This is a genomic window from Brucella sp. BE17 (assembly GCF_039545455.1).
GTDB lineage: Bacteria > Pseudomonadota > Alphaproteobacteria > Rhizobiales > Rhizobiaceae > Brucella.
On sequence record NZ_CP154467.1, the window covers coordinates 202,711 to 216,125 of the forward strand.

Below are 13,415 nucleotides of genomic sequence, written 5' to 3' on the forward strand. Positions count from 1 at the left end.
ATATATGGCGCTCCAGAGTATGACCGGATTTGCACGTCACGCAGCCAGCTATGATGGCGGCAGTGGCGAGACGCGCATCACCTGGGAGTTGCGTTCAGTCAACGGCAAGGGGATGGATATGCGCCTGCGCCTGCCGCAGGGGCTGGAGGCGGTCGAACATCCGGTGCGCTCGCAACTTGCGCGTTATTTCTCGCGCGGCAATTTTCAGGCAAGCCTCACCGTTGAGCGAAGCGAGGACCAACAGCAGTTTGTCATCAACCATGCTATGTTGGCGAAAGTGTTGACGCTCGGCACGGATTTGCAGGCAAGCCATGGCTTGCGACCCGCAAGCGTCGACGGGATTTTCGCTTTGCGTGGTATCATAGACCAGGCACAGGCTGCCGACGATGAAGGTGCGCGCGCGGGCCTTGAAGCAGCTGTGATATCGGCCTTCGAGGGCGCACTGAGCAATATGACCGAAGCGCGGCAATCCGAAGGTGAGGCATTATTTGCGATCCTTTCCGGTCATGTCGATACGATCGGGCAATTGACGGCGAAAGCGCGCAGCGACCCGTCACGAGAGCCCGAAGCGATCAGGGCCAAACTTGCGGGCCAAGTGGCGCTTCTTCTCGACAGTGCACGCGAACTCGACGAAGCGCGGCTTTATCAGGAAGCAGCCTTCCTCGCCACCAAGGCGGATATTCGCGAGGAGCTGGACCGGCTCGACACGCATGTGGCATCGGCGCGAAAATTGCTTAACGATAGCGGACCGATTGGTCGCAAACTCGATTTTCTTTCACAAGAATTTAATCGTGAAGCCAATACATTGTGTTCCAAGTCGAACGCGGCGTCGATCACAGCCCTCGGGCTGGAGCTGAAGGCGGCCGTGGATCAGTTTCGCGAACAGGTACAGAATCTGGAGTAAACAGCATCATGGCCATCTCTTCGGTTGAAAATGGCGTTGCGCGCAGGGGCCTGATGGTGGTGATCTCCTCGCCCTCGGGAGCCGGAAAATCCACCATCGCCCGGCAATTGCTCAACGATCCCGACATGAAGCTGTCGCTGTCGATCTCGGTGACGACGCGTGAGCGCCGCCCAAGCGAGATCAACGGTGTGCATTATCATTTTATTACGGCGCGTGAATTCGAGCGTCTGCGCGACAATGACGAACTGATCGAATGGGCACAGGTTCACGGTAATTTCTACGGCACGCTGCGCCGCACGGCGGAAGAGGCGCTGGCCGATGGTCAGGACATGCTGTTCGATATCGACTGGCAGGGTGCTGAGCAGTTGCAGGAAAAGATGCCCGCCGACGTGGTGTCGATCTTCATCCTGCCGCCGAGCATGCATGAATTGCAGAACCGTCTCAACCGCCGCGCCGAAGATGCGGCGGATGTGATCGAAACGCGACTGCACAATGCGCGTTTTGAAATCCAGAAATGGGTGAATTACGACTATATCGTCATCAATGAAGACCTTGAGCGCTCCTATGCGGGGATCAAGGGCATCATCACAGCCGAGCGGCTGCGCCGCGACCGCCGTCCCGGCCTGTTCGATTTCGTCGGAGGCCTGCTGGAGGAAGAACCGGGGGCGTAAACACCTATTTTATTAAACAAAAAGCCCATGCGGAGGGGTTCCCCGCATGGGCTTTTTGTTAGCCGTTTGTCAGCCCAGATTAGCAATCGCATCAAGCCGCGCCTTGTGATCATCGCTCAAGGTCAGGCTTGCTGCAGCGATGTTCTGGCGCAGATGCGTACGCCGCGACGTGCCGGGAATGAGCAGGATGTTGGAGCTACGCGCTAACAGCCAGGCCAGCGCCACGCTTTGTGCGGTTTCGCCCAAATCTTCGGCCACACGGTTGAGCTGTTCCGTCTGCAAAGGACTGAAACCGCCAAGTGGGAAGAAGGGCACGAAGGCGATGCCGTCTTCGGCCAACTGATCGATGATGGCGTCGTTTTCGCGATAGACCAGATTATACTGGTTTTGCACGCAGACCACGGGCGCGATATCGCGTGCGATTGCAAGCTGGGCTGCATCGACATTGCTGATCCCGATATGTGCGATCAAGCCCTCGTCCTGCATCGCCTTCATCGCGCGCATCGGCGTTGCGATATCGTCTTCTGGCGCGCCCATGCGCAGATTGACGACGGTCATTTGTTCCAGACCGAGACGTTCGAGATTGTCGAGAACTGACTGGCGCAGGAAATCGGCGCTGCGTTCCAGAATCCAGTCGCCTTTGTCGTCGCGCCATGCGCCCACTTTGGTGACAATGGTGAGGTGTTCAGGGTAGGGGTGCAGCGCTTCACGGATGAGCCGATTGGTGACATGGGGGCCATAGAAATCGCTGGTATCGATATGATCGACGCCGAGTTGGATTGCATCGCGCAACACAGCACGCGCCTCGTCGGCGTCGCGCGGTTCACCAAACACATGCGGACCGGCAAGCTGCATTGCGCCATAGCCCATGCGGTTGACGGAAATGGTGGTGTCGGCAAATGTGAAACGGCCAGCGGCAGCAGCCGGTATGTTCAGGGATGGGGAGGATAGATCGGTCATGTGGACTCTCCTTTACATCGCACAATGACTGATCGCGCGCGCATTGAAAATATAGGTTGAAGCGAATACGTTGTTCGCTATGCCGAACAATCACTCTCCACCCTCTCTTGATGACCTATCAATCTTTCTGGCTGTCAGTCGGGCAGGCGGCTTTCGCATGGCGGCGCGCTGGCTCGGTGTCTCGCCCTCTATGGTCAGCGAAACCGTGTCGCGGCTGGAGGCGCGCCTTGGCGTGCCGCTTTTCACGCGCACCACGCGCAGCGTGCGGCTTACCGAGGCGGGCCATGCGCTGGCCGAACGCATCGGGCCGGTGATTGCAGAGGCGCGCGCCGCACTTGACGATGCCGCAAGTTCGCAAAGCGAGGTGCGGGGGCGGCTCAAGCTCAATGTGCCGGGCGCTGTCATGATCGATATTCTGCCTTCCTTGATTGATGGCTTTCTGGCGGCCCATCCCGGAGTGCAGGTCGAGGTGATGGTCGATGATCGGCTGATCGACGTCAATGCGCTCGGGTGCGACGCGGGCATCCGTTATGGTGAGCATCTGGCGCAGGATATGATTGCGGTTCCCATCGGCCCGCGTCGGCAATGGAGCGGGCTTGCCGCCGCACCGGCCTACCTGAAACGGCGTGGTATACCGCAGCACCCGAGCGAACTGGTGGCGCACGAATGCATCCGGGCACGTTTTGCGAGCGGCGCACTGACCGAGTGGGAATTCGAGAAGGATGACGAAACGCTTGTCATTGACCCAACCGCGCGGCTGATCATGGCGACGGCCGGAACATCGGCAATGCTCGATCTGGCATTGGCAGGCCACGGGTTGATCTATACGTTTCGCAACTGGCTTGACCCGCATATTGAAACCGGTGCTCTGGTGCCAGTTCTCTTTGATTGGTGGCCGTCTTTTGATGGTCCACGGCTTTATTTTTCAAGCCGCTTCATGCCCAAGCCGCTGCGTGCTTTCATCGACTATGTGACTGAAAAGCGATCGGATTAATCAAGCGTGATCTTGATACGGTCGGTGTCCGCGATCAATTGCCGGAAGGCCGGAAGAAAAGGCTTGCCGCCCAACGTGAGCAGCCCCTCAAGAGTGGCACTGTTTGTGAACATCAGTTCGCATTCCCCCGGCCAGCCGGGGCCACGCCATTGCACACCATCCCAAAAGGAATCGAGTGTGTAGCCAAAAGACTGTGCGTCATGGGCAGGCACGGCTGCAAGATAGCGCTGCCAAAGCTCATACGGCGTTTTGATGTCCGTGCAGTCTATTTCATAAACCCGCAGCATTCAGCCCAGCAGGATCAGCAGGCCATCGACCATGCCGAGCACGAGGATCAAACCGCCCATGATGATGGCGGTCATGACAAGCATTCGCTTTTGTGTGCTGCGCTTGCTCCCATGCTTGCCGCTCCAGTCGTAAGGCGTTTCAGGCATCATCCTCTCCAGCTCCATGAACATTGAATGGAGCACAGTCGGGCATTATCGTCAAATAGCGGTGCCGCCGACCGTCACCTGATCCATGCGCAAATGTGGCTGGCCGACGCCGACCGGCACCCATTGTCCGCCCTTGCCGCAATTGCCGCTGCCGGTATCGAGTTTGCTGTCATTGCCGATCATAGAAATACGCTTCATGGCGTCGGGACCATTGCCGATCAGCATGGCACCCTTGATCGGCGCGCCGATCCGGCCATCCTCGATCATATAAGCTTCGGTGCAACCGAACACGAATTTGCCTGAGGTGATGTCGACCTGCCCACCACCAAACGATACGGCGTAAATGCCCTTTTTCGTGGAAGAGATTATTTCTTCCGGCGTTTTGTCGCCCGAGAGCATGATTGTGTTGGTCATGCGCGGCATGGGTGCATGAGCATAGGATTCGCGCCGCCCATTTCCGGTGGCCTGCATGCCCATCAGCCGTGCATTCTGGCGGTCCTGCATGTAATTGACAAGCTTTCCGTCCTCGATCAGCACGGTACGGTTGGTGGGCGTACCTTCATCATCGATGGTGAGCGAACCGCGCCTCTCGGCAATGGTGCCGTCATCGATGACCGTCACGCCCTTGGCTGCTACCTGTTCACCCATCAGGCCTGCGAAAGCAGAGGTCTTCTTGCGGTTGAAGTCGCCTTCAAGTCCATGGCCGACGGCTTCATGCAGCATGACGCCGGGCCAGCCATTGCCAAGCACGATGTCGAATGTGCCTGCGGGGGCGGGAATGGCATCGAGATTGACCAGTGCCTGTCTCAGCGCTTCGTCGGCTGCATGTTGCCAGCTTGATTGCGTGATGAACCCGCTAAACCCCTTGCGTCCGCCAACCGTGTGCGAGCCGGATTCCTGCCGCTCGCCATTGCCGGCAATGACTGCAACGCTCAGGCGCACCATCGGGCGGATATCGCGTACGAAATGGCCGTCGGCACGCAGGATTTCGACTTGCTGCCACGAAGCGGCCAGCGAAACGGACACCTGTCGTACTTTGGGGTCCTTGTCGCGCAGATAGGCATCGATCTTTTGCAAAAGCTGCACTTTTTCGTCAAAGCCCGGTGCGCCAATTGGATTTTCATCCGTATAAAGATGACGGTTGGTGCCTGCTGGCGCACTCGCATAAGAGCCGCCATAGCCTTTCAACGTCGCTGACACCGCGTCGGACGCGCGTTTGAGGGCTGCAAGCGACAGATCGCCTGCATGGGCATAGCCGATTGTTTCGCCCGCAACCGAGCGCAGGCCAAAGCCCTGATCCTGATTGAAAGAGCCGGTTTTGAGTCGCCCATTGTCGAAGACGAGCGCTTCGGCCTCGCGATATTCCATGAACAGTTCGCCGTCGTCGCTGCCTTTGAGGCTCTGCGCGACGAGGCGCTCAATGTCGTCACGGCTGGCGTCGAAACTGTCGATCAGGTTTTTCATAAAAATAATCCTGCGGTATTTTTTATACCGCAGGATGTAAGCCGTAAATTGCTTGAGGACAACCGCTCGTAAGACGATGTGGTTTGTAATTGGGTCTATAGCATAGCGAAAATAGTGATTCTCGGGTCGATGTTGTAGAGACTTAATCAGGGGAGAGCGTCGAAGCCCTCACCAAGCCCATTCAAATCCACCGGAATGCCAACACCTTCTTCTGGTGTCTGGAACACAATAAATGTTGCGGCCTTGCCGGTGCGAAGCGTCTTCAAAAGTTCGTCTTCAAGAATGACTTCCGCATAGCAGCCGTCTTCAAAACAGCGTACGAAATAGGCGCGACCAATATCCTTGCCGTCGACATTGAGGCCCAGACCATTGGGCAACAGCACACCAAGTGGTGCCAGCACGCGTAAAATTCGCGCCTTGTTATCAGCAGTTTTTAGAACCACCACCGAAAGTCCCAGTTCAGGGCGCTTGGCGGCAACCACATTCTGGATAAGTGCGCATTGTTCGGTTTTTGCACCGGCGGGCGTGTCGCATAGGATGGACCATGCGCCGTGCTGCGACTTGAGCTTACCACTCTGTTGTGGATTGGCAGGGGCTGCCTGCGACTGGGCTGCGGGTGCCTGCTCCGGTGTCTGCAAAGGCGCTGGCGCTTGTTGCGGCGCTGGTGTTTGGGCTGCGGAGGGCAGCGTGAAGGCACCCAGCGACAGGGTGATACCAGCGGCAAGGGCCGTCAGGCGCTTGGTGATCGTGCGGCGGGCAAGCATGCGGACAGTCATGAAATCTCCAGATTGAATCCGTGATCGAATCCCAAATCGAATCAGTGTGACGTTAATGGGCACAATCGGCGATGAAAAGCGCTTGGGGAAGCGTTTTTGCCGCCGTAACCATCATAGCAACGATGACGTTTGCTTTGCTCGTCACATGACACAATAGGCGAAATCTCTTTTCAAATCATGGCTTCATTATGGGAATCGCATGTTTTTCCCAAGTTTACAGTATTTTGCGTATGCAAGGGGCGTGTGCGCTGCGGTTTGATGAGTGGCTGCGCGCAAAAATGCCGCACAGGAACGTATTCGCCTTGCTTGCGGTGTAGGATAAGGTGTGCTTGAACGCCGATGGGGATGCGGTCGTCTGACGTCCGGCGTCCAGCCTGAAAGGGCGAAAAGGGAGAGACTACTGGTGGATAAAATTGTTGCCACAACGAGGGGTGCCGTCGTTGGCGCTGCTGCCATGCTGTGGATGACCGGCTCCGCGTTGGCGGATATGCCGCGTCCGTGGGAATGGAGATTTCAGGAAGCTGCGACCGGCATAGCCGCGCAGATCCATTGGTTTGAGCGTTATTCGCTCTGGTTCATTATTCCGATTACCTTGCTGGTTCTCGCGCTTTTGGTCGTGGTCGCCTTGCGCTTTCGTGCAAGCGTCAACCCCGAACCATCCAAGACCAGCCACAATACGGCAGTCGAAGTGGTCTGGACCATCGGTCCTGTGATCATCCTGCTGTTTCTGGCGGTTCCCTCGTTCCAGTTGCTGACCGCGCAATATTCACCGGATGACCCGACGTTGACCGTCAAGGCGACCGGCAACCAGTGGTACTGGAGCTATGAATATCAGCTTGAAACGCCGGTGAGCTTTGATTCGCTGCTCTTGAAAGATGATGACCGCGCGAGTGCTGGTAAGGAAGACAAGGCCCGCTATCCGCGCTTGCTTGCGGTCGATAACGAGGTTGTCGTGCCTGTCGACGAAACGGTGCGTCTGCTGGTGACGGCCGGTGATGTCATCCATTCATGGACGATTCCCGCCTTTGGCGTAAAAATGGACGCTGTCCCAGGACGCATCAACGAAGCCTGGTTCAAGGCCGACAAGGAAGGCCTTTATTACGGCCAGTGCTCGGAGCTCTGCGGCAAGGACCATGGGTTTATGCCGATTGCCGTGCGTGTTGTCTCGAAAGAACAATATGATACCTGGATCGCTGCTGCCGGATCGGACCTCGATGGTGCGAACAAGGCGTTGCAAGCAGTCGTCGAAGGCGATTCAAAAGATAAAGTGGCTGCGGCGGGTTTCTGATCCCGAACGCCAAACTGTTGAAAAACGGGAGCGAATTCCATGGCTGGCACAGCAGCTAACGAACATGCCCATGATGACCACAAGCCGCGCGGCTGGGTGCGCTGGGTCTATTCTACCAATCATAAAGACATCGGGACCCTGTACCTGATTTTTGCAATCATGTCCGGCATCATCGGCGGCGCTTTGTCGATCGCCATGCGCGCGGAATTGCAGGAACCCGGCATTCAAATCTTCCACGGCCTCGCCGCAATGGTCTATGGCGTGGAAGGCGATGCAGCGCTTGATGCCGGCAAGCACATGTTCAATGTGTTTACCTCTGCGCACGCGCTGGTCATGATTTTCTTCATGGTCATGCCTGCGTTGATCGGTGGTTTCGCGAACTGGATGATCCCGCTGATGATCGGCGCGCCTGATATGGCGTTCCCGCGCATGAACAACATCTCGTTCTGGCTTTTGCCGCCTGCGCTGGCGCTTTTGCTGATTTCGCTGTTCATGCCCGCAGGCCCTGGCATATGGGGACCGGGCGGCGGCTGGACGCTTTATCCACCTTTCTCGACGACCGGGCAGCCGGGACCGGCAGTGGATTTCGCAATTCTTGCCATCCACGTCTCCGGTGTGTCGTCGATTCTCGGCGCGATTAACTTCATCACCACGATTTTGAACATGCGCGCACCGGGCATGACGCTGCACAAGATGCCGCTGTTTGCCTGGGCCGTGCTGGTGACAGCATTCCTGCTGCTCTTGTCTCTGCCGGTTCTGGCAGGCGGCATCACCATGTTGCTCACCGACCGCAATTTCAGCACTTCCTTCTTCACGCCCGATGGTGGCGGTGATCCGATCCTCTACCAGCACCTGTTCTGGTTCTTTGGTCACCCGGAAGTCTACATTCTGATCCTGCCGGGCTTTGGTATTGTCAGCCACATTGTCTCGACCTTCTCGCGCAAGCCGATCTTCGGCTATCTTGGCATGGCCTATGCCATGGTCGCCATCGGTGTGGTCGGCTTCGTGGTCTGGGCGCACCATATGTATACGGTCGGTCTGTCGCTTGATACGCAGCGCTATTTCGTATTCGCAACCATGGTGATCGCGGTGCCCACCGGCATCAAGATATTCTCGTGGATTGCCACCATGTGGGGCGGGTCGATTACCTTCCGCGCGCCCATGCTGTGGGCCATCGGGTTCATATTCCTGTTCACTGTTGGTGGTGTGACGGGTGTGCAGCTCGCCAATGCTGGTCTCGATCGTGCTCTGCACGATACCTATTACGTGGTGGCGCATTTCCATTACGTGCTGTCACTGGGAGCTGTGTTCGCGATCTTCGCAGGCTGGTACTACTGGTTCCCGAAGATGAGCGGCTATATGTATAACGAGTTCACGGCGAAGCTGCATTTCTGGGTCACCTTCATCGGCGTGAACCTTGTGTTCTTCCCGCAGCATTTCCTCGGCCTTGCCGGTATGCCACGCCGTTATATCGATTACCCCGATGCCTATGCGGGCTGGAACATGGTGTCGTCCTACGGCTCCTACATTTCGGGCTTTGCCGTACTGATCTTCCTCTACAACGTCTTTGACGCTTTCGCGAAGAAGCGTGAGGCCGGTGCAAATCCGTGGGGTGAGGGTGCGACGACGCTCGAATGGCAGCTTTCGTCACCGCCACCGTTCCACCAGTGGGAACAGTTGCCGCGCATCAAGTAACCATGCGCGCGTGGGTGAGGGGTTTAGAGCCTTCACCCCTTGCTGAAAAATGTGCTATGGGTGGGCAGCATTGTGTTTTGCCCATAGCCGCGTGTGTCATTAGGCCGTCAATCGGTACGCCTGTCGGGGCAGACAGTGCTTTCTTCGGGAGGAATGTCTGTATCGGTTCGCTCGCATCTTTAGGGAGATGTGGGTCGAGTTCGATGAATTCGAGGTTATTGGAATAAAATGTCTCTGGTGGAAAAAAATACGGTTGGCGATGGAATTGCCTCTCTGTCGGAGGCAACGGCTCGCGACTACCTTATTCTGCTCAAACCCCGGGTGATGTCTCTGGTGGTATTCACGGGGCTGGTCGGTCTCATGCTGGCGCCGGGCCATATGAATCCGGTTCTGGCGACCATCAGCATTTTGTGCATCGCGGTGGGTGCGGGTGCATCGGGCGCGCTCAATATGTGGTATGATGCCGATATCGACGCGGTGATGAAGCGCACGAAAAACCGTCCCGTTCCTGCAGGCATCATTACGCCCAATCAGGTTCTGGCCTTTGGCCTCACGCTGTCGGTTTTTTCGGTTATGACACTGGGACTGATGGTCAACTGGCTGTCGGCGGCGTTGCTTGCCTTCACAATCTTCTTTTATGCCGTCGTTTATACAATGTGGCTCAAACGCTCGACGCCGCAGAACATTGTCATTGGCGGTGCTGCAGGAGCCTTCCCGCCGATGATCGGCTGGGCGGCTGCAACAGGTGAGATCACGCTCGACAGTGTCGTGCTTTTCATGGTCATCTTTTTGTGGACGCCGCCGCATTTCTGGGCGCTGTCGCTGTTTTCGAGCAATGATTATGAGGCAGCCCGCATTCCGATGATGCCCAATGTCAAGGGCGAGCTTTCCACCCGCCGTCAGGCGATGTTCTATACGCTGCTGATGGCGCCCGTGGGTGTGCTGCCATGGGTTCTTGGCTTTGCCGGCCCTGTTTACGGCGCGATCGCGATCCTGTTCGGGGCGGCTTTTATTTATTATGCTTGGCGTCTGTGGCGGGCGGATTCACAACCCTCAATGCTCGCTGCCGCTCGAAAACTGTTCCGCTTTTCGCTTCTTTATCTGAGCGGGCTGTTTGCGACTCTGCTTTTTGAAGCCCTGACGCTTAAGGCGCTCAACGCCTTTGGAGTACTATAATGGAAAAGACCATCGACAAGCCGATGGACGACGACAAGCTGGAGCTGGTGGCTCCGACCGAGCGGCAGAAAAAGGCGCAGCGTAACCGCTCGTTCGGGCTCGCTATTGCGCTGGTTCTGTTCGTGGTGCTGGTCTATGTCGGCACGTTGGCCAAGCTTGGTGCGAATATACTGGCGCGACCGCTGTAACATAAAGTTTCGGGAGGGAAACGGGAGAAAGCCATGGCAGATCGGCAAAGTGATATTGTAGATGAGAAGCTGAAACGCCAGCAGCGTTCCAACCGAACGATTGCGGTTGCCTGCCTTTCGTTTTTTATCTGCATGGTGGGTGCGGCCTATGCTTCCGTACCGCTTTACCGGATTTTTTGTCAGGTTACAGGTTATGGCGGGACCACGCAGCGTGTGGAGCAATATTCCGACACCATCCTCGATAAGACGATCAAGGTGCGTTTTGACGCCAATACGGCCAACGGCCTGCCATGGGATTTCAAGCCTGTCGAGCGCGAGGTCGTGGTGCGTATCGGCGAAACCAAGTTGATCAAATATGAAGCGCAGAACCTGTTCAGCGAGGCAAGCTATGGTCGTGCCAGCTTCAATGTAGCACCTGGTCGCGCCGGGGCTTATTTCAACAAGGTCGAGTGTTTCTGCTTCACCGATACAGCGCTTCAACCGGGCGAGGATATGGAAATGCCGGTGGTGTTCTTCGTCGACCCGGAAATCGTTAACGATCCCGACCTTAAAGACGTACAGACGATTACACTGTCCTATACGTTTTTCCCCATCGACAAGCCCACGTCTCCGCCGAAGCCGGTTGCGAGTGCAAAGCCCGATACGGTGAAGAACGGAAGCTAAAAGAATATAAGCGGCGCACAATGCCGCAAAGACAAACGGGCCGAGCGGCTCTATTGTAGGATCAAGGAATTGCCTTATGTTTGCTCAAAGCATGCAGCGGGTATGAGAGAGAACCCTCACGGGGAATACGGGGAGACACATGGCGGATATCCATCAGAAGAACCACGATTATCATATCATTGCGCCCAGCCCCTGGCCGTTTTTAAGCTCGGTCGGCGTTTTCGTGCTGGCGCTCGGCGGCATTGCCTGGATGCGCTACATCAATGCAGGTGAATTGCCGTTTTTCGGCATCAATCTTGTAACGCCGTGGATTTTCTTTATCGGCCTCGCCATCGTTCTTTACACCATGTATGCGTGGTGGGCCGATACGATCAGGGAGGGCCATGAAGGCCACCATACGCGCGTCGTGTCGATCCATATGCGCTATGGCATGATCATGTTCATCGCCTCCGAAGTCATGTTCTTTGTGGCGTGGTTTTGGGCTTTCTTCGACGCGAGCCTGTTCCCCAATGAAGTGCATCAGGTGGCGCGTGCGGAGTTTACCGGCGGACAATGGCCGCCCAAGGGTATCGAGGTTCTCGACCCGCTGCATCTGCCGCTTTACAACACCGTCATCCTGCTTCTGTCGGGCACGACACTGACATGGGCCCACCATGCGCTCTTGCATAATGACCGCAAGGGCATGATCGCTGGACTGTCGATCACCGTGGCGCTTGGCGTGCTGTTCTCCTTCGTCCAAGCCTATGAATATGTTTATGCGCCGTTCGCGTTCAAGGACTCGATCTATGGCGCGACCTTCTTCATGGCGACCGGCTTTCACGGTTTCCACGTTCTGGTTGGCACGATTTTCCTCGCGGTTTGCCTGATCCGCGCTTTGCGTGGTGATTTCACGCCCAAGCAGCATTTCGGCTTTGAAGCTGCGGCCTGGTATTGGCATTTCGTAGACGTGGTCTGGCTGTTCCTGTTCTTCGCCATTTATGTCTGGGGCGGATGGGGTGCGCCGATGCACGGCTGATCGCCGCGCTGGACAGTTTTCAAGGCGGCCCTGGTGACATGGCCGCCTTGGTTTTTTTAGGAAGAGGGAACATGCCGGACCATCATCACTATCCCGCCGTGGATCCCATCAAGAGCGGTCTGACCGGACATTGCCCACGCTGTGGCGAAGGCAAGCTGTTCAACGGGTTTTTGAGCGTAGCGCCACGTTGTAGGGCCTGTGAGCTTGATTATTCCTTTGCCGATTCCGGCGATGGCCCCGCTGCCTTCGTGATCCTGATCATCGGTTTCATCGTTGTGGGTTCAGCCCTTTGGCTTGAGGTCAATGTCGGTCCACCGCTCTGGGTACATTTTATCTTATGGGTGCCGCTGGCAATTATTTTGAGCCTTGTCGCCATGCGCGCCATGAAGGGTATTCTCATCAATCTGCAATATCGCAACAAGGCCGCACCCGGGCGCCTGGACAGCGACGAATGACGCGAACTGGTACACGCTTTCCTTGGGGCCTTGTGATCGCGTCAGGCATCGCCTTTGTGATTCTGCTGGCGCTCGGCACATGGCAGGTGGAGCGGCTCAACTGGAAAGAGGCCCTTATCGCTTCGACCAAAGAGCGCATTCATGAGCCGCCGTTGCCATTGGCCGAAATGGAAGACATCTATCAGCGCGAAGGCAGCGTCGAATATCGTCCCGTTACGGTCTCAGGCACATTCATGCATCAGGGAGAGCGGCATTTTCTGGCGACCTATGAGAGTGCTGCAGGCTACAATGTCTATACGCCCTTGATGCTTGAGGATAGGCGTTTTGTGCTCGTCAATCGCGGTTTCGTGCCTTATGCCAAAAAGGATCCGGCGACCCGCATGGAGGGTCAGCTTGATGGTCCCGTAACCGTGAGCGGACTTGCGCGCGATCCGTTGAGCGCAAAGCCCGGGTTTTTCCTGCCCGACAATGATGTCGCCAAAAACATCTTCTATTGGAAGGATTGGCAGGCAATGGCGCAAAGTGCCGATGTGCCGGATATGAATAGCGCCGTTCCGTTTTTCATCGATGCCGACAAAAAGTCCAATCCGGGCGGATTGCCTATCGGTGGCGTGACGATCGTGGACTTTCCCAACAACCACCTGCAATATGCAGTGACATGGTATGGGCTGGCGCTGGCGCTGGCGGGCGTTGTTGGAACATGGCTTTGGCGGCACCGGAGAGCGTAAGGGG

The 13,415-nt window shown here is 56.6% G+C and carries 16 protein-coding genes; 11 read left to right on the forward strand and 5 right to left on the reverse strand.

The genetic code is table 11. From position 1 onward, the window contains the following. Positions 1-4 precede the first annotated feature (4 nt). Together AAIB41_RS01000 and gmk are read left to right on the forward strand one after the other, a co-directional pair. A complete protein-coding gene (locus tag AAIB41_RS01000; protein WP_343313767.1) occupies positions 5-904 on the forward strand; it encodes a YicC/YloC family endoribonuclease in 900 nt (299 codons plus the stop codon). 8 nt (positions 905-912) lie between these two features. After that, positions 913-1,575 (forward strand): guanylate kinase, encoded by a 663-nt coding sequence (gene gmk, locus AAIB41_RS01005; RefSeq protein ID WP_343313768.1) that lies wholly within the window; start codon positions 913-915, stop codon positions 1,573-1,575. A 69-nt stretch (positions 1,576-1,644) separates the two neighbouring features. Here the strand turns inward: gmk and AAIB41_RS01010 are convergent, their stop codons facing one another. Then, complete coding sequence (locus AAIB41_RS01010) at positions 1,645-2,535, reverse strand: oxidoreductase (RefSeq protein ID WP_343313769.1); 891 nt, start codon at positions 2,533-2,535, stop codon at positions 1,645-1,647. A gap of 79 nt (positions 2,536-2,614) precedes the next feature. On the opposite strand from AAIB41_RS01010, the gene AAIB41_RS01015 reads away from it, so the two are divergent. Beyond that, positions 2,615-3,529, forward strand: coding sequence for a LysR family transcriptional regulator (locus AAIB41_RS01015; protein ID WP_343313770.1), 915 nt, complete (start codon positions 2,615-2,617; stop codon positions 3,527-3,529). Here AAIB41_RS01015 and AAIB41_RS01020 read toward each other — a convergent pair. The 4 genes from AAIB41_RS01020 to AAIB41_RS01035 all read right to left on the reverse strand — a co-directional run bounded on the left by AAIB41_RS01020 (position 3,526) and on the right by AAIB41_RS01035 (position 6,203). Next, positions 3,526-3,816, reverse strand: a complete 291-nt coding sequence (locus tag AAIB41_RS01020; RefSeq protein WP_343313771.1) for a hypothetical protein — start codon at positions 3,814-3,816, stop codon at positions 3,526-3,528. The genes AAIB41_RS01015 and AAIB41_RS01020 overlap by 4 nt on opposite strands. Then, positions 3,817-3,966, reverse strand: a complete 150-nt coding sequence (locus AAIB41_RS01025; protein WP_343313772.1) for a hypothetical protein — start codon at positions 3,964-3,966, stop codon at positions 3,817-3,819. A gap of 48 nt (positions 3,967-4,014) precedes the next feature. Next, positions 4,015-5,427, reverse strand: coding sequence for a metalloprotease TldD (tldD, locus tag AAIB41_RS01030; RefSeq protein ID WP_343313773.1), 1,413 nt, complete (start codon positions 5,425-5,427; stop codon positions 4,015-4,017). A 146-nt stretch (positions 5,428-5,573) separates the two neighbouring features. Further along, positions 5,574-6,203 carry an invasion associated locus B family protein gene (locus AAIB41_RS01035; protein WP_343313774.1) on the reverse strand — a complete coding sequence of 210 codons (630 nt, stop codon included), beginning with the start codon at positions 6,201-6,203 and terminating at the stop codon, positions 5,574-5,576. A gap of 454 nt (positions 6,204-6,657) precedes the next feature. Here AAIB41_RS01035 and coxB point away from each other — a divergent pair, with 454 nt between their 5' ends. From coxB to AAIB41_RS01075, 8 genes are all read left to right on the forward strand, one after another. Continuing rightward, positions 6,658-7,491, forward strand: a complete 834-nt coding sequence (gene coxB, locus AAIB41_RS01040) for a cytochrome c oxidase subunit II (protein ID WP_343314763.1) — start codon at positions 6,658-6,660, stop codon at positions 7,489-7,491. Positions 7,492-7,530: 39 nt separating this feature from the next. Further along, positions 7,531-9,186 carry a cytochrome c oxidase subunit I gene (gene ctaD / locus AAIB41_RS01045; protein WP_343313775.1) on the forward strand — a complete coding sequence of 552 codons (1,656 nt, stop codon included), beginning with the start codon at positions 7,531-7,533 and terminating at the stop codon, positions 9,184-9,186. A 228-nt stretch (positions 9,187-9,414) separates the two neighbouring features. After that, positions 9,415-10,362, forward strand: a complete 948-nt coding sequence (locus tag AAIB41_RS01050) for a heme o synthase (protein WP_343313776.1) — start codon at positions 9,415-9,417, stop codon at positions 10,360-10,362. Next, positions 10,362-10,550, forward strand: coding sequence for a hypothetical protein (locus AAIB41_RS01055; RefSeq protein ID WP_343313777.1), 189 nt, complete (start codon positions 10,362-10,364; stop codon positions 10,548-10,550). The genes AAIB41_RS01050 and AAIB41_RS01055 overlap by 1 nt, the downstream gene beginning before the upstream one ends. Before the next feature lie 33 nt (positions 10,551-10,583). Next, the gene (locus AAIB41_RS01060) at positions 10,584-11,213 is read left to right on the forward strand and encodes a cytochrome c oxidase assembly protein (RefSeq protein WP_343313778.1); all 630 of its coding nucleotides are present in this window, start codon (positions 10,584-10,586) and stop codon (positions 11,211-11,213) included. Positions 11,214-11,352: 139 nt separating this feature from the next. Beyond that, positions 11,353-12,228, forward strand: coding sequence for a cytochrome c oxidase subunit 3 (locus AAIB41_RS01065; protein ID WP_343313779.1), 876 nt, complete (start codon positions 11,353-11,355; stop codon positions 12,226-12,228). Positions 12,229-12,299: 71 nt separating this feature from the next. Continuing rightward, positions 12,300-12,683, forward strand: a complete 384-nt coding sequence (locus tag AAIB41_RS01070; RefSeq protein WP_343313780.1) for a DUF983 domain-containing protein — start codon at positions 12,300-12,302, stop codon at positions 12,681-12,683. After that, a complete protein-coding gene (locus AAIB41_RS01075) occupies positions 12,680-13,411 on the forward strand; it encodes an SURF1 family protein (RefSeq protein ID WP_343313781.1) in 732 nt (243 codons plus the stop codon). Before AAIB41_RS01070 ends, AAIB41_RS01075 begins: the two co-directional genes overlap by 4 nt. Positions 13,412-13,415 lie beyond the last annotated feature (4 nt).